Origin of the sequence: Chitinophaga ginsengisegetis (assembly GCF_900168065.1) — a bacterium.
In the GTDB taxonomy this organism is placed as follows: domain Bacteria; phylum Bacteroidota; class Bacteroidia; order Chitinophagales; family Chitinophagaceae; genus Chitinophaga; species Chitinophaga ginsengisegetis.
In genome coordinates this window covers 668,320-686,856 of record NZ_FUZZ01000003.1, presented here as the reverse complement: position 1 = coordinate 686,856, position 18,537 = coordinate 668,320, and the positions used below count along the sequence as shown (strand labels likewise).

At 46.5% G+C, this 18,537-nt stretch carries 19 protein-coding genes; 13 read left to right on the top strand and 6 right to left on the bottom strand.

Annotated features, from left to right (window positions below):
* Window positions 1–103: 103 nt before the first annotated feature.
* From B5Z18_RS21510 to B5Z18_RS21485, 6 genes are all read right to left on the bottom strand, one after another.
* The gene (locus B5Z18_RS21510; protein WP_079471555.1) at window positions 104–910 is read right to left on the bottom strand and encodes a sensor histidine kinase; all 807 of its coding nucleotides are present in this window, start codon (window positions 908–910) and stop codon (window positions 104–106) included.
* 226 nt (window positions 911–1,136) lie between these two features.
* Window positions 1,137–1,847, bottom strand: coding sequence for a response regulator transcription factor (locus tag B5Z18_RS21505; protein WP_079471554.1), 711 nt, complete (start codon window positions 1,845–1,847; stop codon window positions 1,137–1,139).
* Between the two features lie 62 nt (window positions 1,848–1,909).
* On the bottom strand, window positions 1,910–2,929 hold the full coding sequence (locus B5Z18_RS21500) for a sensor histidine kinase (protein WP_079471553.1): 1,020 nt from the start codon (window positions 2,927–2,929) through the stop codon (window positions 1,910–1,912).
* Window positions 2,926–3,414, bottom strand: coding sequence for a gliding motility lipoprotein GldH (locus B5Z18_RS21495; protein WP_079471552.1), 489 nt, complete (start codon window positions 3,412–3,414; stop codon window positions 2,926–2,928). The genes B5Z18_RS21500 and B5Z18_RS21495 overlap by 4 nt, the downstream gene beginning before the upstream one ends.
* A gap of 15 nt (window positions 3,415–3,429) precedes the next feature.
* Window positions 3,430–4,305, bottom strand: a complete 876-nt coding sequence (locus B5Z18_RS21490) for a YicC/YloC family endoribonuclease (RefSeq protein ID WP_079471551.1) — start codon at window positions 4,303–4,305, stop codon at window positions 3,430–3,432.
* Between the two features lie 132 nt (window positions 4,306–4,437).
* Window positions 4,438–5,034 carry a pseudouridine synthase gene (locus tag B5Z18_RS21485; protein WP_079471550.1) on the bottom strand — a complete coding sequence of 199 codons (597 nt, stop codon included), beginning with the start codon at window positions 5,032–5,034 and terminating at the stop codon, window positions 4,438–4,440.
* 54 nt (window positions 5,035–5,088) lie between these two features.
* Here B5Z18_RS21485 and B5Z18_RS21480 point away from each other — a divergent pair, with 54 nt between their 5' ends.
* The 13 genes from B5Z18_RS21480 (at window position 5,089) to B5Z18_RS21420 (ending at window position 18,501) form a co-directional block, all read left to right on the top strand.
* A complete protein-coding gene (locus B5Z18_RS21480; RefSeq protein ID WP_079471549.1) occupies window positions 5,089–5,799 on the top strand; it encodes a Crp/Fnr family transcriptional regulator in 711 nt (236 codons plus the stop codon).
* A gap of 97 nt (window positions 5,800–5,896) precedes the next feature.
* On the top strand, window positions 5,897–6,448 hold the full coding sequence (locus B5Z18_RS21475) for a hypothetical protein (RefSeq protein WP_079471548.1): 552 nt from the start codon (window positions 5,897–5,899) through the stop codon (window positions 6,446–6,448).
* Window positions 6,448–8,886: a heavy metal translocating P-type ATPase gene (locus B5Z18_RS21470; RefSeq protein ID WP_079471547.1), complete on the top strand. Its 2,439-nt coding sequence runs from the start codon at window positions 6,448–6,450 to the stop codon at window positions 8,884–8,886. The genes B5Z18_RS21475 and B5Z18_RS21470 overlap by 1 nt, the downstream gene beginning before the upstream one ends.
* A 151-nt stretch (window positions 8,887–9,037) precedes the next feature.
* A complete protein-coding gene (locus B5Z18_RS21465) occupies window positions 9,038–9,370 on the top strand; it encodes a cupin domain-containing protein (protein WP_079471546.1) in 333 nt (110 codons plus the stop codon).
* Between the two features lie 6 nt (window positions 9,371–9,376).
* Window positions 9,377–9,535, top strand: a complete 159-nt coding sequence (gene ccoS, locus B5Z18_RS21460; protein WP_079471545.1) for a cbb3-type cytochrome oxidase assembly protein CcoS — start codon at window positions 9,377–9,379, stop codon at window positions 9,533–9,535.
* A gap of 30 nt (window positions 9,536–9,565) precedes the next feature.
* Entirely contained in the window at window positions 9,566–11,710 is a 2,145-nt protein-coding gene (gene ccoN, locus B5Z18_RS21455; RefSeq protein WP_079471544.1) for a cytochrome-c oxidase, cbb3-type subunit I, read from the top strand.
* 11 nt (window positions 11,711–11,721) lie between these two features.
* The gene (locus B5Z18_RS21450; RefSeq protein ID WP_079471543.1) at window positions 11,722–11,901 is read left to right on the top strand and encodes a CcoQ/FixQ family Cbb3-type cytochrome c oxidase assembly chaperone; all 180 of its coding nucleotides are present in this window, start codon (window positions 11,722–11,724) and stop codon (window positions 11,899–11,901) included.
* Between the two features lie 10 nt (window positions 11,902–11,911).
* A complete protein-coding gene (locus tag B5Z18_RS21445) occupies window positions 11,912–12,979 on the top strand; it encodes a cbb3-type cytochrome c oxidase N-terminal domain-containing protein (protein WP_159454383.1) in 1,068 nt (355 codons plus the stop codon).
* On the top strand, window positions 12,948–14,375 hold the full coding sequence (gene ccoG, locus B5Z18_RS21440; RefSeq protein WP_235015978.1) for a cytochrome c oxidase accessory protein CcoG: 1,428 nt from the start codon (window positions 12,948–12,950) through the stop codon (window positions 14,373–14,375). Before B5Z18_RS21445 ends, ccoG begins: the two co-directional genes overlap by 32 nt.
* Before the next feature lie 37 nt (window positions 14,376–14,412).
* A complete protein-coding gene (locus tag B5Z18_RS21435) occupies window positions 14,413–14,850 on the top strand; it encodes a FixH family protein (RefSeq protein ID WP_079471541.1) in 438 nt (145 codons plus the stop codon).
* A 38-nt stretch (window positions 14,851–14,888) separates the two neighbouring features.
* Entirely contained in the window at window positions 14,889–15,617 is a 729-nt protein-coding gene (locus tag B5Z18_RS21430) for a sulfite exporter TauE/SafE family protein (RefSeq protein ID WP_200817310.1), read from the top strand.
* Window positions 15,601–16,959: an oxygen-independent coproporphyrinogen III oxidase gene (gene hemN / locus B5Z18_RS21425; protein ID WP_079471539.1), complete on the top strand. Its 1,359-nt coding sequence runs from the start codon at window positions 15,601–15,603 to the stop codon at window positions 16,957–16,959. The genes B5Z18_RS21430 and hemN overlap by 17 nt, the downstream gene beginning before the upstream one ends.
* Window positions 16,960–17,553: 594 nt before the next feature.
* A complete protein-coding gene (locus B5Z18_RS21420) occupies window positions 17,554–18,501 on the top strand; it encodes a UDP-3-O-(3-hydroxymyristoyl)glucosamine N-acyltransferase (protein WP_079471538.1) in 948 nt (315 codons plus the stop codon).
* The last annotated feature ends 36 nt before the right edge of the window (window positions 18,502–18,537 follow it).

Genomic DNA, 18,537 nt, shown 5'->3' with positions numbered 1-18,537 from the left:
GAAAGGTAGTTTCAGATTTACTGTTGTAGGAAAGTATATGGTCATTGATTCTATTAAATCCATGTAGAAATTAAGCAATTTAGCGGACATTTCCAATTTAAGCCTACCCGGCCAGGGATTGGCGGGCGGCTACATGTTGCATGCTGATAATAAGGCGGTTGCCAGAGGGTTCGCGCTCTTCATCATACATCTGCAGGGCTTTTATACTGGCCTGCATCTGATATTTCTCGCTCATCATATAAAGCCGTTCCGAAGCGATATCGATACCGGAAGCCTGTCGTTCGCCGGTGCCGTCCAGCATTTCGGTGATCAGTATGCCATTATCTTCCAGCTGGATCTGGAGCCGGTCATTTTCTTTGGAGATGGTGATCCGGAGTAGTCCGCCCGATTTCTCGGGGCGTAGCAGGATCCTGTGCCAGATGGCATATTGCACATAGGGCTGGATGATCAGGGGTGGGATGAGGGTAAACTGCCGGTTTACTTCCGGCGTTACGATGAGCTGGTACTCGAATTGTTCATCAAATCGCAGCTGTTCCAGCTGTATATATAATTCCAGGGCATCCAGTTCATCCTGGAGGGAGATCCATTCTTTATTGAAATTACCGATCATGAGGCGCATGAGGCGGGAAAAGCGGGTAAGATAAAGGGAAGCCATGTCCGTACTGGTGGTAAGGATATAGTGGTGAATAGCGTTAAGGCTATTAAAAATAAAATGCGGGTCCATCTGCGCCTGGAAAGCATGGAGTTCCAGGTTAATCAACGCATGGTTCTTGGTGATTTCTTTCGCTGAGGCTCTCCTGATTCTTCTTTCCCGCAGGGTAAAAAATACTATTAGGGTAACGAGACTTAACAAAAAAAACAGCCAGAAGGGCCACTCCGCAGCAAAGACGATATCGGTATAATGTGCCACTAACTAGGTTTATAGGAAGTATACTTCTTCTCTACTCTTATAAGCGCAATAAATATCGGCTAATTAATCTCCAATATAAAGTGGGATTTACTACGAGGTCGGATTTTACAGGAAAGTGGGGAGAATAAGGTGAAAAGTGGCTGTTTGCTATTAGCATTTAGCGTTTAGCAAATACAGCAAAGATGCTTATACTTATCTACTGCTGCATTTGCCAAATGCCTGGTATCTAGGCTTCCGTAAACTTATAGCCTACCCCTCTTACGGAGTGGAAGTAGCGGGAGTTCCGGCTATCTTCTTCAAAATATTTACGGAAATTGAGGATAAAATTATCGATGGTCCTCGTGGTAGGATATACGTTATAACCCCAAACCACCTGGAGGATCTTTTCGCGGGTAACTACTTCGCCCTTGTTTTCGATGAGCAGTTTTAGCAGCATGGCTTCTTTCTTACTCAGTTCATAGTGTTTACCATCTTTACCAACGCATTCCTGTGCGGCGAAGTCGATTACATTATCGCCGAAGCGGTATACGTTGGGTACGCTGTCTTTGTCCTGGATCTTCTTATTTTTTACGATGAGTTTTTCCACCCTTAACAGGAGTTCTTCCAGGTTAAAGGGTTTGGTCATATAATCATCGCCGCCTTTTTTGAGGCCCAGTACGCGGTCGGCGCTGCTGTTTTTGGCGCTCAGGAAAAGGATAGGAATTTCATTATTCTGAATACGGATGTTTTCGCATACTGCGATGCCATCCATTTCAGGCAACATGATGTCCAGTATAATGAGATCGAAATATTCGTTTTTTACTGCTTTGAGAGCAGCAGTGCCGTTGTCCACTGCGGTGACCTCGTAACCTTCCAGCTCCAGGTTCAGCTTCAGGGCTTCCTGGAGATTTTCTTCATCTTCCACCAGCAGTATTGATGCCTTTGTCGCTTCCTTCATGTGTTATTGTTTGATTTTTACATCGAATCCGGATTCTGGTATTCATCAATCCGTCATCTAATTTACGCCGTTTGCACGGAATATTCAGGCCAGGATATTTCAAAGCAGCTACCGGCAGGTACATTGTCTTTCACTTCAATGCGTCCGTTGTGCTGTTCCACGATTTTGGCGGTCAGGAACAGGCCCAGGCCGGAGCCTTTTGCTTTGCGGGTATTTTCGTTGCCCACGCGGTAAAATTTCAGGAAGATCCTGCTTTTTTCTTCTTCCGGTATTCCCGGGCCTTCGTCGATCACCTGTAATTTCAGTTGCTGATTGCTTTCAAACAGTTTTACAGAGATGGTGGTGTTTTTCGGGGCATATTTCGCGGCATTCTCCACCAGGTTGCTCAGTACAATTTGTAAAGTCAGCTTATCACCATCCATCCACACGTGCGGTAAAATATCCGCGATGATCTGATGGGTACCAATGCGGCCATCAAGGTCTTTGATACTGTTTTCTATCAGGGCTGAAAAATCCAGGTATTCTTTAAACACCTGGTATTTGTGTGTTTCCAGTTGCGCTGCCAGCAGGATGTTGTTGCACAGCTGGTCGAGGCGGTTGGTTTCACGGATGGTATTATTGATCAGCTTCAGTTGTTTTTCTTCGTCGAGTTTATGTTTGCGGATCGTTTCAAGGTTCAGCTTAGCGGCAGCGATAGGTGATTTTAATTCATGCGTTACGGCCATCATAAAATTCTGTTGCTGCCTGCTGAGCTTCATATACTTCCACACGGCCCTGTAAACAAAAAGTGCGCCGAGCAAAATGATTCCTAAAAAGATAAGACCTTCGCCCAGGTATTTAAAAGAGCGCATGTGCTCTTCTTTGTTGATCCGTTCCAGTTGCAGCTGATGTTCTACCGGTTGTGCGAGGCTGTCTACCCGCAAAGAAAGGTTTTGTTGTTCAAAGCGGCGGATCTGTTCACTTTGTCTGAACAGCAAAATGCCCCACCAAACCAGTGCGGCAATTGTGTACGCCATTACTAAAAAATAAACGAAGGAAACGGATTTCCCTTCCTGCATTTTATTGAAAATTCTTTTCATCATGGCCTTGTGCCGGCTTTCTCAATCCGCAAGCCAACATTCATTACATGGGGGAGCGGATTTTGCCGCATATTTTGTTCAAAGGTAAACCTGTAGGTACCTGGTTTATTAAAAATAGCACGTTGCTGAATGAAGATACGGTGTTCATAAATATCATCCAGGCCGGTACCGGACCATTTGCCGGTTACATCTGCGAGTGGCAGTTCTACCCGCTGTTCCTTTAATATGCTGTCGCCAGGGTACTGTGTACCTACCAATAACCAGATATTACTGTAAGGATAAGCATCGGTATGCCTGATGTTTACGCAGATATTGTAAAGGTACGCAGTATCTTCCGGTTGTATTTTTACTTCAAAAGATGGTTTATAGTCATATGTCCACTCATGCCCGGGAATCTCCAGGTTCTTTTCGTAAGTGTCCATTTTAGGTGGCATGCAGGCTGCAGCCAAAAGTAATAAGCCCGCTGTGGCCAGGAAAAGTTTGTTCATACGGTATTCGCCTTACTATAAAACGTTTAATACTTGTTCTTTGGCTTTTTCCAGTTCATCTTTCATCAGCACCACCCATTGCTGTATACCGGCGTCGTTGGCTTTGGAACCGGTAGTATTGATTTCACGGCCTATTTCCTGCAACACAAAACCCAGCTTCTTGCCTTTGGCAGAATCATTGTCTTTCAGGATTTCCCTGAAATAACGCAGGTGATTTTCCAGGCGGGAGAGTTCTTCTGAGATATCCAGTTTTTCCAGATAGAAGATCAGTTCCTGTTCCAGGCGGTTGCCATCTACATTTTCTTTTCCTACATGCTCGGCCAGCAGTCCTTCGAGGCGTTGACGGATACGGTCTTTACGGAGCGGATCCAGTTCACGTACCTTCTGCATATAGGTATCGATATTATCAATGCGTTGCTGCAGATCGGCTTCCAGCATCAGTCCTTCATCCTGGCGGTGTGTATCCAGGTCTATCAGGGCTTCGCGCAGCGTGTCTTCCACATCTTTCCATTCTTCTTCGGTCATTTGCTCTGATGCCGGACTTACCACTTCCGGTAATTTCATCAGCACGTTGAGCATATCTCCCTGCGGGAGTTCCAGCTGGTTGGCCAGCATAGTGATGGACTGGTAATAATATTTCGCAAGGTCTGTATTGATCACAACCGGGCGGGTGGCGCCGTTCTGGCGGATATTGATTGTTGCATCAAGGGTGCCGCGCTGCAACGTTTGCTGCATTAGGGTACGGATGTCAAATTCATAGGGTCTTAACAAAGGAGAAAACTTCAGATTCACCTCAAACTGCTTTCCATTCAGCGATTTGATCTCCACTACGATACTAGTTTCGCCTCTTGCGCTTTCTGCCCTTCCGAAGCCGGTCATTGATTTCAGCATAATAGAAATTTGTAGGTGACAAACCTAGTTAAAAAAGCTGAAAGCATAAAGCTTAAAGCAAAAAGCGGGGGAGGGCGGCGGGCAGCTGCGGCCCAACCCGGAGGATACTGTCATGCCAATGGGCCACAATGGCTACTTTGTCCTTAGCTTTAACTTCCGGTAGATCTCTTCCCGGCTCAGTTCCACCATCTCTCCTGATTGCATGCCCGCAATGGTGATATCTTCCATACGATAACGGACAAGCCTCAACGTAGGAAAGCCTACGGCGGCAGTCATCCGGCGCACCTGCCTGTTTTTGCCTTCCTGGAGCACCATCCTGATCCAGGGCGCGGGAATACTTTTACGGAAACGGATGGGCGGGTTGCGTGGCGGCAACAACGGCTCTTCCTCAAATATTTCCGCCCGGCACTGTTTGGTGCGGTATAACTTACCATCTACATTGATCTGTACCCCTGCTTCCAGGCGCTGCACCGCTTCTGCGGTTATGGCGCCATCCACCTGCACCCAGTACTCCCGTTCATGCGCGTGTTGCGGCAACAATAACTGCTGGTTCAATGTCTTATCATTTGTAAGGATCAGCAAACCCTCGCTATCATAATCCAGTCGCCCTACAGGATACACATCTGAAGGCACTTTAAAATAGTCGGCCAGGCACGCCTTGTTACCTTCAGGTGTGAACCGGGTTAATACCTCATATGGTTTATAAATAATATAATAATAAAGAGCCACGAATGCTTTTGCTTTGGTTAAGGAGCCGTAAATTAGTACTTTTGCAAATTGATTATGGCTACATCGTTCCACAATCCTTCATGTCATCATTGCAAGGATCGCTTCTCATCAATATTCTGCAAGGCGGAACAATGCAATCTCGATCAGATTGCAGAAGCCAAAGTATGCTCAGTATACAGAAAAGGACAGGTTATTTTCCATGAAGGAGCTTATCCCTTTGGCGTGTACTGTGTAAACGACGGCAAAATAAAGCTGTCGCACAGCGGCGATGATGGCCGGGAACAGATCATACGCCTGGTGAAAGCCGGCGATATCATGGGCTACAAAGCCCTCCTGAGCAACGAAAGGTACACCGCTACCGCTACTGCCCTCGAAGATTCTTCCATCTGTTTTATACCTAAAGATCTGTTTCTCAATATTCTACAGAAAGATGCATCCCTTTCTTTTGAAATGATGCGTATCTTATCAAGCGAACTGCGCAAAGCAGAACTGAAAATAACCCACCTGGCGCAAAAGCCGGTAAGGGAACGCCTCGCAGAAACATTGCTCTTTATCAAAGAAACTTACGGCCTCGAAGAAGATGGTCATACCCTCAGTGTGCGCCTCTCCCGCGAAGAAATTGCCAACCTCGTAGGCACAGCCACCGAATCCGCTATCAGGCTACTTTCTGAATTCAAGAAAGACGGCATGATAGAACTGGAAGGCAAAAAGATCCGCCTGCTCGACCTCCCCGAAATTGTCAGAACTGCAAACCTGCAGGAGTAGCTCCAATCCTGATAAATATCATATCCTCCCTTGACGCATATCATTGCGCCCCTCTGCTGCGACCGGTACTTTTGTAATAGTTCAAAAGACCATGTTCATGCTCGCTTATTCTATTATCAACTTTCATGAATTAACACCCGGCAATTTATGCAATGTGATTGCCAGCAAATTCCATCTCCCCATCAGCCATCAAACAGAACAGGTGATGACCTACTTTAACCTGGACCGGCAGGAAGACCACACCGCCCCGCCGGCCGCAGATCTGCAACAACTCCTGTTCGGGAAATTACAAGCCGAAACAGCCCAGCTGATACGAAAAGAATCAACAGTGCTGTTCCCGGTAATCCGCAATTCATCTGCGCTTAATAATAACAAAAAAAATATACCACAAACTGTTTATAACAGCATCCAGCAATCGTTTCAACAAGTGTTGCTCCTGCTTCAGAAAATCCGCCAGGTTTCCGGCAATTACCAATTGCAGGCACAATGGAGTCCGGCATACAAATTATGTATAGGCGATCTGTTCATCACAGAGCAGCTCATACAGCAATGGATATACGTAGAACAAAATATCCTTTACCCCGCCGCTATTCCCGGCCATACCGTTGTAGTAACCGAACATGAAATTAATAACGTAATTATTGACTGATGGCCGTTTCTTCGCAAACCAATACCAACACTACCTGCTATCACTGCGGGGAAAACTGTACTGACAACGATATCACACTATCCGATAAAGTATTCTGCTGTACGGGATGTAAAACCGTATATGAAATACTGAACCAGTACGACCTCTGTGAATATTACGACCTTAACAGCAAACCCGGTATCAGTCAGCGGGTAGCGGTGCGAAGCGATAAATTTGCCTTCCTGGACGACGAAAAAATTGCGCAGCAACTCTATCTTTTCAGGGATGATACCCAAACACATGTTTCCTTCTATATCCCGCAAATTCACTGCAGCTCCTGTTTGTGGCTGCTGGAAAACCTGCACCGGCTGGAGAAAGGGGTACAGCGGGTAACTGTTAATTTTAGCAAGAAAGAGGTACTGATCATCTATTCACATACCGGGACTTCTTTAAGAAGGGTTGCAGAAATATTAACCGCCATCGGTTATGAGCCATACATCAGCCTGCAGGACCTGCAGCGCAAAAAGCCCGCTGTTAACAGGCAGCTGGTGTACCAACTCGGTGTAGCCGGATTTTGTTTCGGTAATATCATGCTGTTGAGTTTCCCCGATTACTTTGCCAGTGCGGGCGGTCTTGATGAAACATTTAACCGCCTGTTCCGGTATATGAACCTGGTACTCGCCCTGCCGGTATTACTTTACAGCGCACAGGCGTTTTATAAGTCGGCCTGGAGCGGGTTAAAACATGGGTTCCTCAATATAGACGTGCCTATTGTGCTCGCCATCTTCGTTACTTTTATACGCAGCTTTGCAGAAGTGATCAATGGTCAGCCGGGATATTTTGATTCCATGACAGGCATCGTATTTTTTATGCTGATAGGAAGGGTATTACAGGACAAAACTTACCAGGGGCTTTCGTTTGACCGCGACTATACCGCTTACTTTCCCATAGCCGTGAGCGTTATAAAAGAAGATAAGGAAATTCCGACCACGCTTCCTGAGCTGAAAACCGGCGATACCATCCGTATTCATAACAATGAACTGGTACCGGCAGATGGTATTATTGTGAGAGGAAAAGCACTGATAGATTACAGCTTCGTAACCGGGGAGTCGGCGCCCGTCAGCAAATCGATCGGAGAAATTATTTATGCCGGCGGCAGGCAGCTCGACGGCAACCTGGAAATATTGACCATTAAAGAAGTAGCACAGAGTTACCTCACCAGTTTATGGAACCGTGATGAACTAAGGAATAAAGAAGAAAAGCAGGTGTCTTTTGTTCACCTGCTGAGCCGTTATTTTACGTGGGCAGTGCTGTTTATTGCAGCGGTTACTGCAACTTACTGGTGGGTACATGAACCGGCGCGTATATGGCCTGCCGTTACGGCCATCCTGATCATTGCCTGCCCCTGTGCATTGCTGCTGGCCTCTTCCTTTACCAATGGACATATTTTAAGGATCCTCAGCCGGCACCGGTTTTACCTGCGTAATGCACAGGCCATTGAAAACATGGCTAACGCCACACATATTGTATTCGATAAAACCGGTACCCTTACCGGTAAAACAGGCAGCTCCGTTATTTATTACGGCGATGTACTTACTCCGGGGCAGGAAGTAATGATAGCCACGCTGGCCGCACAATCCACTCATCCTTTAAGCAGGGCAATTGTTCAGTATTGCGGCGATCCGGTGTCGCGGCATATACACGACTTCCAACATTTTACGGGTAAAGGCGTATGCGGATGGGTAGATGGATTCTTTATCCGCCTGGGCAATGCAGCGTTTACCGGCGCGCATCGTAAAAATGAGCAGGAGGGCAGCATCGTGTATGTATCCATCAACGAAAAGCTCTGCGGGTTATTCACAATCCGCAACAGCTACCGGAGCGGCTTACGGCAGTTGATGCAACAATTGCAATCTGTTTATCCCTTATCTGTACTTTCAGGAGATAATAATCATACTATCACGCAATTAGGTCAGCTGATGGGCAACAATGCCACGCTTCTTTTTGAGCAACAACCGGCAGATAAACTCGCTTATATCATCTCCCTGCAAAAAAAAGGAAAAAAGGTAATGATGATAGGTGATGGGTTAAATGACGCCGGTGCACTGAAACAAAGTGATATCGGGATTTCACTGACAGAAGACAGTAACAATTTTACGCCTGCCAGCGATGGCATACTGCATGCGGATCAGCTGCCATTGCTGTTCTCTTTTATCCGGTTGTGTAAAGCTAACAAACGTATTATCCTCATCAGTTTTATATTATCGCTGCTGTATAATATTACCGGCTTATACTTTGCAGTGCAGGGAATTTTATCGCCGCTGGTAGCGGCCATACTGATGCCGGCCAGCTCTATCAGCATTATCCTCATCACTTTCAGTTGCAGTGAATGGCAGGGCAAAAGGCTTTACAGCAAAGCATTGCAGCAAATGACTGATAAAAGTCATATTCCTGATTGAGTAAAGTCATAGTAGTAAAGGTAAGCTACTGTTACCTTTGCTATCACACGAAACATACACAGTAAATCTAAGCAAAACCTCAAATGAGCCCGAATGAAATGGGCGTGTAAACAGCCACTGAAAAAGGCTGTTTACACGCAACGGGTGAGGCATGCCGGAAAGGAAGTATGTATTACATCACAATACACCATCCATGAAAGGAATGAACGTAATGCAGGTAGCGGGAAATGAAAAAGTGAAGAGTTGTGCTATACTGAAAACCAAACGCTTTGACGCCACCCTGCTCATTATGCAGCAGGGACACCAGATTCCGCCGCATACATCGCCGGCCCAGGCCATGATCCTGATACTGGAAGGGAGAATTGCATTTATGCTGAACGACGAAGTTACCATCCTTGAATCCGGTGACGTTTTTTCCTTTGGCGCCAACGAAATACATGCGTTGCAGGCATTGGAAACAGCCCGGTTTATTCTCATAAAATAAATAGCCATGAGCGTTATCATCATTTTACTCGGTGTTAGTTTGCTAGTAGCCATAGGCTTCCTCGCCGCCTTTATCTGGTCTGTAAAAAACGGGCAGTTTGAAGATGATTTTTCACCGGCACACCGCATCCTCTTTGAAGATAAACGGGATAACGTTAACGAATAAACGCATTTATCAACACCTTTAAATACCACTATGTCACTCGAAAAATTTTATTACGACAACCGCACGGTGAAATGGTTTGCCTACGCTTGTGTGTTCTGGGGGCTGATAGGCATGCTGGCCGGGTTATGGGCAGCGCTGGAACTGGTGATCCCCGGCCTTAACGCTGGATTTGCCCCTATTACCTTTGGCCGGTTAAGACCCGTACATACTAACGCCGTTATTTTTGCATTTGTGGGCAATGGTATTTTCATGGGGGTATATTATTCCCTGCAACGGCTTTGTAAAGCCCGTATGTTCAGCGATCTGCTGAGTAAAATACATTTCTGGGGCTGGCAGGCTATCATCGCCGGAGGCGCTCTCACCCTCTTCCTGGGCTACTCCACCGGTAAAGAATATGCAGAGCTGGAATGGCCGTTTGATATTGCCATTACCCTCATCTGGGTAGTGTTTGGCGCCAATATGCTGGGCACTATCCTCCGCAGGCGCGAATCACATTTATACGTAGCCATCTGGTTCTACATTGGCACCTGGGTAGCCATTGCCATGTTACATATTATTAACTCTTTTGAATTCCCTTTATCCCTGTTCAAAAGTTACAGTTGGTATGCGGGCGTACAGGATGCGCTGGTACAGTGGTGGTATGGACATAATGCGGTAGCGTTTTTTCTCACTACGCCTTACCTGGGACTGATGTACTATTTTGTACCTAAAGCCGCCAACAGACCGGTGTATTCCTATCGCTGGTCCATTATCCATTTCTGGTCGCTGATATTTATTTATATCTGGGCCGGCCCGCATCACCTGCTGTACACCGCTTTGCCTGAATGGGCGCAATCGCTGGGAACAGCATTCAGTATTATGCTTATTGCTCCTTCCTGGGGAGGTATGCTCAACGGCCTGCTTACCCTGCGCGGCGCCTGGGACCGGGTAAGGGAAGATGCGATCCTTAAATTTTTTGTGGTAGCGCTGACCTGTTATGGCATGGCCACTTTTGAAGGACCGATGCTGTCACTGAAAAATGTAAATGCCATCAGCCACTATACCGACTGGACCATTGCGCACGTTCACGTAGGAGCGCTGGGCTGGAACGGCTTCCTTACTTTCGGCATCCTTTACTGGATGATCCCACGCATTTTTGGCACCCAACTTTTTTCCCGCAAATGGGCGAATACCCACTTCTGGATCGGCACACTGGGCATTATCTTTTATGTAATTCCTCTTTACTGGGCGGCCTTTACGCAGAGCATGATGTGGAAACAGTTTACGGAAGAAGGACAACTGAAGTACCAGTTCATGGAAACAGTTACCACTATCGTTCCTATGTATGCGCTGCGTGCAGTGGGCGGTATGTTATACATCAGCGGCCTGGTACTGATGATTGTTAACCTTACCAAAACAATCCGCAAGGGGGTGTTTATTCCCAACGAAGCAGCGGAAGCGCCTGCGTTACCAAAAGAAATTGTTACACACGGTAAAGCACACTGGCATAATTGGATAGAACGCCGTCCTATACAACTGGTGGTATTCAGCCTGGTTGTGGTAGCCATTGGCGGCCTGCTGGAAATGATGCCTACCTTCCTGATCCGCAGTAATATTCCTACTATCAGCAGTGTAAAGCCATATACTCCGCTGGAACTGCACGGACGTGATATTTACCTGAGAGAAGGTTGCTATAACTGTCACTCACAAATGATCCGTCCTTTCCGGGATGAAGTCGCCCGCTATGGCGAATACTCTAAAGCCGGGGAATTTGTATACGATCATCCGTTTCAGTGGGGATCCAAACGTACCGGTCCGGATCTGGCCCGCATCGGTGGCAAGTATCCGGACTCCTGGCACTTTAATCACATGCTGGATCCTACCTCCATGACGCCGGGTTCTATTATGCCTGCCTATCCATGGCTGTTCGAAGAAAGAGTGGATAAAGGTAAAACGCCGGCCATGATCAATGTAATGCGGAAGCTGGGTGTACCCTATGCGGCAGGTTACGAACAACAGGCCATTGCCGACATGGAGAAACAGGCACAGGGCATTGCAGCATCCCTGCAAAAGGATAAGCTGCCCATCAAAGCAGACCGTGAAATTATTGCATTAATAGCCTACCTGCAAAGGATGGGAAAAGATATTAAATCCGCTCCCAAATCTGCACCGGTAGCCGATAACGCTGAATTTTAAAACGCAATCTCATGAAGTTCATTAATTACCTGGGATCTATAGCCGGCATCAGTATTTACCCGATGGCATCGCTGCTGTTGTTTACCACTTTTTTTGTGGTGGCCTCACTATGGGCTTTTAAAGCCGATAAGAAAATGGTGGATCATATCAGCCGTATTCCTTTAGATAATGACGACACAAATGCCCAATAAAAGAAAAACAATGAATAAGCAGTTTATACAACTACTTGCCGGCAGTTTATTATGCAGTATCCCCGCCTTTGCGGATGGTGGAGCAAAGGCGCCTTCGGAATTATCTGACCCGGTAGCCCTGGTATTACTGGTAGTAGCAGGAGGATTATTACTGGCCATCGGCATCCTGGCCAATGCAGTACTGGGCGCTATGGATATTTTCAGGGAGAAGATGAAGAAAGATGCCGGTAAAGCTTTACTGGTTGGTGGTATTGTTATGCTGACACTCATGAGCAACAGCGCTTTTGCACAAGAGGCTACCACTACTGCCAGCACTTATTTTACAAGGCTGTCGCAAACCTCTTTCTACCTGTTAATATCCGTTATTATACTGGAGCTGGCGGTAATCATCAGTCTTTTATTCCTGCTGCGCTACCTGGTAGGCATCAAAAGAAAACGTAAACCGGCGAAAGCAGTGGCGCCTGGTAAACCCAGGGTGTCGTGGCTGGAAAAAATCAATAAAACCCGGACGATAGATGCAGTGGCAGAAGCAGAAGAAGACATGGGCCATGATTTTGATGGCATCCATGAACTCAATAATCCTACACCTCCCTGGTGGAAATGGGGATATGTATTTACCGTTTGCTTTGCCATCGTATATTTCTGGCGTACAGAAGTTTCCCACTCTGCGCCCAGCCAGCTGGAAGAACTGGCGGTGGCAGAAGAAAAAGCAGCCATTGCCAAACAGGAATACCTGAAAAAAGCAGCCAACAACATCGATGAAAACAATGTAACCATGCTTACCGATCCGGCTGATATAGCTGCAGGGCAAAAGATATTTGTTTCCAGCTGTGCGCCTTGTCATGGCCCTCAGGGACAAGGTGTGGTAGGCCCCAACCTTACCGACGACTACTGGTTGCATGGCGGCAAACTCAATGATGTGTTTAAAACAATTAAATACGGCGTGGCAGATAAAGGAATGAAATCCTGGCAGGAAGATTTTTCGCCCAAACAACTGGCGCAGATAGCCTGCTATATCAAAACCTTACACGGCACTAATCCGCCGAATGCCAAAGAACCACAGGGACAGAAAGAATAAAGCAGCCATTATGACCAACAGCACATTCAGAGATACAATAGCTACCGTTGACGGGCAAGGCAAACGCAACTGGATTTATGCAAAGCAACCAAAAGGCCGCTGGTATAATATCCGGAGTTGGGTGAGCCTCCTGTATTTTAGCGTTTTTTTCAGCCTGCCGTTTATTTCAATAAATGGCAGGCCCTTGTTTATGCTGAATGTGGTGGAGGGGAAGTTTATACTTTTTGGCGCCATCTTCTGGCCGCAGGACTTCTTCATTTTCGGACTGGCGATGCTGGCGTTCATTCTTTTTATAGTAGTGTTTACAATGGCCTTCGGAAGGCTTTTCTGCGGATGGATGTGTCCACAAACCATTTTTATGGAGCTGCTGTTCCGCCGGCTGGAATACTGGATAGAAGGAGATGCGGCGGCGCAAAAAATGTTGCAGCAGTCGCCCTGGAACACCAATAAAATTGTCCGGAAAACAGGCAAGCACCTTGCCTTCTATGCACTGTCTTTTCTCATTGCCAATATATTCCTGGCCTATATCATCGGGGCCAAAGCGCTGGGCAGGATTATCACCGAACCCCTGTCGGCACATACCGGCGGCTTTATTGCCATCATCGTGTTTTCAGGGGTGTTTTATGGCGTATTTGCCTTTATGAGGGAGCAGATCTGCACGATTGTATGCCCGTATGGCCGTTTACAGGGGGTATTGCTGGACAGGAACTCCATTTTGGTGGCTTATGATTATGAAAGGGGAGAACCCCGTGGAAAGTTCCGTAAAGACGATTCCCGGGCACATGGCGACTGTATCGACTGCATGCAGTGCGTAAAGGTATGTCCTACGGGGATAGATATACGGAACGGCACCCAGCTGGAGTGTGTAAACTGCACGGCCTGTATTGATGCCTGCGATTTTATGATGGAACAAACCGGCCGGCCGAAAGGACTGATCCGGTATGCTTCCGAAAACGGCATCGCCAGCAAACAAAAGCTGCGCTTTACGCCGCGGCTCAAAGTATACTCCTCAGTACTGGTGGTACTACTCACTGCCATCGGCTTTATGCTGGGCAGCCGGAAACCGGTAAGCGGCACTATTATGCGCACAGCAGGTATGTTGTACCAGGAAAGAGGTACCGATAGTTTGTCGAACCTGTACCGTATTAAACTCCTCAATAAAACCGGCAGGGATATTCCACTCGGGTTGAAACTGGAAGATGAAAGCGGCGTGGTATCCATGATTGGCAATGCCGTGATCCATGTAAAGGCCGAAGGACAGGGAGAAGGTACTTTCTTTATTGTATTGCCAAAAACAGCTGTACACCAGCGTAAGTCAACTTTATATATCGGGCTGTATGAGCACAACGAAAGAATTACCCGTTTACGCACCACGTTTTTAGGACCGGTGCAATAAACAGGACAGGGCGTTCACATCTTAAAAAATTATTACCATGAACTGGGGACATAAGATCATCATAGTGTTTGTAATATTCGCCGCCGGCATTTTAACGCTGGTTACCAAAAGCATGCGTACCAGGGTTGATATGGTAACGCCTGATTACTACGGCGAGGAATTAAAATACCAGCAGGTAATTGATGGAAAAGAAAATGCCGGGAAATTATCTGCTCCTGTTGCTGTATCCCAGGAAGATACCGCTGTACTGATCTCTGTTCCAGTTGAGCTGCGGAACAAACAAATCACCGGTAAAGTAACCTTTTACCGGCCTTCCGATTCAGGCAAAGATATATTCATGCCGCTTCAACCCGACCAATCAGGGCGGCAATTGGTTAGCCGGCAGCTATTCATCAGGGGACAGTATAAAGTGAAGATAGCATGGACCATGAACGACCAGCCATATTACCAGGAACAACTGGTAAATATTAATTGAGGATAGTTATTTAAAAAATTACAAAAGATATACGCATTATGATCGCTTCATTTATACTGGGGTTTGTGGGCAGCTTTCACTGCATAGGAATGTGTGGTCCTATTGCATTAACGCTGCCCGTACAACATCTTAACGGTAGCCGGAAGTTAGCGGGCATCCTGTTATACAACGCCGGCCGCATCAGTGCCTATGCCATTCTCGGATTAGTTTTTGGCTGGCTGGGCAGACAGTTATACCTCGGCGGTTTACAGCAATGGTTATCGATTATCATCGGCAGCTTATTGCTTGTGTTGGTAATATTGAAATACACCGGCATAAGATTAACAAAAGACAGGCATCTCCCGGATATTTTCACTTCAAAAATAAAATCCCGGCTGGGTAACCTGTTACGGCAACAGCGCTTCCATACTTTATATGCCATTGGCTTTCTGAACGGACTCCTTCCATGCGGGCTCGTATACCTCGGTATTGCCGGTGCAGTTGCCTCCGGCGATGTGCTGAAAGGCATGTTGTTCATGGCTGCCTTTGGTGCAGGTACTTTACCTGCTATGGCCGGTGTTAGCTATTTCAGTCACCTCATCAGCATACCGGTTCGTAACCGGATGCGCAGCATGATACCGGTTGCAATCAGTATCATGGGTGTGTTGCTGATCCTCCGTGGGCTGAACCTGGGCATTCCTTACATCAGCCCGGTGATGACGCCCCATAGTGAACATGTTGTTGAAAATTGTTGTCATAAACCATCAAATCATGAGCCTCATCAGTAAATATAACGTGGCCGCACCGCGGTACACCAGTTACCCTACTGTTCCTTATTGGGAAGAGCAAACTTTTCATCCGGAGAAGTGGAAGGCGCTGTTGAAGAAATCATTCCTGGAGTCGAATGGTAAAGACGGGATCAGTATATACATTCACCTGCCTTTCTGTGAAAGTATGTGTACGTATTGTGGCTGTAATAAACACATCACGGTTAATCATGGAGTAGAGGGCCCTTATATTGAAACCCTGCTGAAGGAGTGGCAGCTGTATGTGGATACCTTCGGCGGGCGCCCCCGTATCCGGGAAATACATCTCGGCGGAGGCACACCTACCTTTTTCAGTGCAGCGCACCTGGCCATGTTGCTGAATGGTATTTACCGCACTGCCGAGCTGCTGCCTGATGCCAGCCTAAGTTTCGAAGGTCATCCCGGCAATACCACACCGGAACATCTTCAGTCGTTGTACAACCTCGGCTTCCGCAGGATCAGTTTAGGCATACAGGACTTTGATATGCGGGTGCAGGAAATCATCAACCGCTTACAACCTTTTGGAATGGTGGCATCCGTAGTAGAGAACGCCAGGAAGATTGGATTTACCTCCATCAACTTTGACCTGATCTATGGCTTACCGTTGCAAACGCTTACAAGTATGCAGCATACAATTGATAAGGTTGTCCGGTTACGCCCCGACAGGATCTCTTTTTACAGTTATGCACATGTGCCCTGGATAAAAGGAACCGGTCAGCGTCGTTATACAGAAGCAGATCTGCCAAAGGATGAAGAGAAACGGCAGTTGTATGAACTGGGTAAGTTATTGTTCGACAGTAATGGTTATACAGAGATTGGTATGGATCATTTTGCACTGCCGGAAGAGGCGTTGCACAAAGCTTTCCAACAAGGGCGGTTGCACCGGAACTTCATGGGTTATACAGATTCTCCCACATCGCTGCTGGTTGGCTTGGGAGCATCTTCCATTGGCGACAGCTGGTATGCTTATGCACAAAATGAGAAGAAGGTGGATGCTTACCAGGAACTGGTGAACAAAGGTGAGTTTCCGGTGGTGCGAGGTCATATACTGAACGAAGAAGACGGACTACTGCGGAAGCACATTCATGAGCTGATGTGTCATTTTGAAACTACCTGGCACAAGGCAGATACACAGTGTGATGCGATCATTGATGGCCTGCAGCGATTGCAGGAGCTGGAGAGGGATGGGTTGGTGCAGGTACTGCCTCAGAAGGTGGTGGTTACGCCTGAAGGAAGACCATTTATCCGCAACATCTGCATGGCTTTTGATGCAAGGCTGTGGCGACAAGTACCACATTCACAATTGTTTAGCAGCGCTATATAAAGTCTTTTGTTTTTTGTGTTCCACACAATTAAACTGATTAAGCTGATTACATGGATTTACTTTTTTGATTTTACGGATACGCGCAGAAGGCAGGCAAAAATAAAATTCATGTAATCAGCGTAATCAGTTTATCCCGGACAGGAGATTTTTTTTGCTTTTTGGGGCAGAAAAACCCAAAAATTGAAAAAACGGGGGTGTTGCCCGGGTTATGCATTTACCGGGAAATGGGGATGAAAAAAAGGAAGGTGTAGTGATGAATTTTAGTGAGATAAAAATGCGATCTGCTGTAACGCTTTATTCATGCGGGTTTCAGAGGCAATAAAAAAAGTCTGACCGTTGGAACAATCAGACTTTCTTGTTATGTGAATGGGTTAGTAAGTACAGGGAAACAAAATTCCCTACACAATATTAAAAAGAATTTCATCACAAAAGAAAAAATTTACAAAAAATTTTATTCACACTACTAAAATAATTGTGGATAACAGCAGATTGAAACTTTCTGATCGTCGTTATCATGCCTTCATATTTTGATTGTTGCAATCGCCGATTTACTACCTTTGTTGCTCTTAAACATTATTCAATAATTCAGAGTATATGAAGTTCGAAGCACCTGTTGCAGTAACGGAAATAGCAGCATATATAGGCGCAGAGCTGGTTGGCAACAGCCAACTGATGGCCACTGGCATCAATGAAATACATAAGGTTACACCGGGAGATATTTCCTTTGTTGACTTTGAGAAATACTATAACGCCAGTCTGCAATCGGCAGCAACAATCATTATCATTAACAAAAAGGTAGATTGTCCGGAAGGCAAGGCAATTCTGGTGCTGGACGACCCCTTCAGTGCATATGTAAAACTGGTTAAAAGATTCAGGCCATTTGAGCCGGCAACCAAAGCCATCAGCGATAGTGCCGTGATAGGAGAAGGCACTGTTATTCAACCCAACGTATTCATTGGCAATCATGTGCGCATTGGCCGCAACTGTCTCATTCATCCCAACGTAACGATTTATGACTACTGTGAAATCGGAGACAACGTAATTATCCACGCAGGAACAGTACTCGGATCGGATGCTTTTTACTTTAAGAAAAGAGCAGAGCGCGAAGTGATGTATGATAAACTGGAGAGTTGCGGAAGAGTGATCATTGAGAGTGATGTGGAACTGGGCGCCGGCTGTACCATCGACAAAGGCGTAAGTGGCGACACCATCATAGGCCGCGGCACCAAACTGGACAACATGATCCATATTGGTCATGGTACCGTTATCGGTAGAAATTGCCTCATTGCTGCACAGGCAGGCATCGCCGGCAAAGCCAAAATCGAAGACAATGTGATCCTCTGGGGACAGGTAGGCGTGAATAAAGATCTCACCATCGGAAAAGGCGCCGTTGTACTCGCACAAAGCGGGGTGCCTGCTTCCCTCGAAGGTGGTAAAACATACTTTGGTTCCCCGGTAGAAGAAGCCAGGACAAAAAAGAAAGAACTTGCCTGGATCAAACGCATCCCCGAAATGTGGGAGAAACTGAAAGAAACCAGGTAATCATCCAACGGCGGGAAGCAGCATCACTACTTCCCG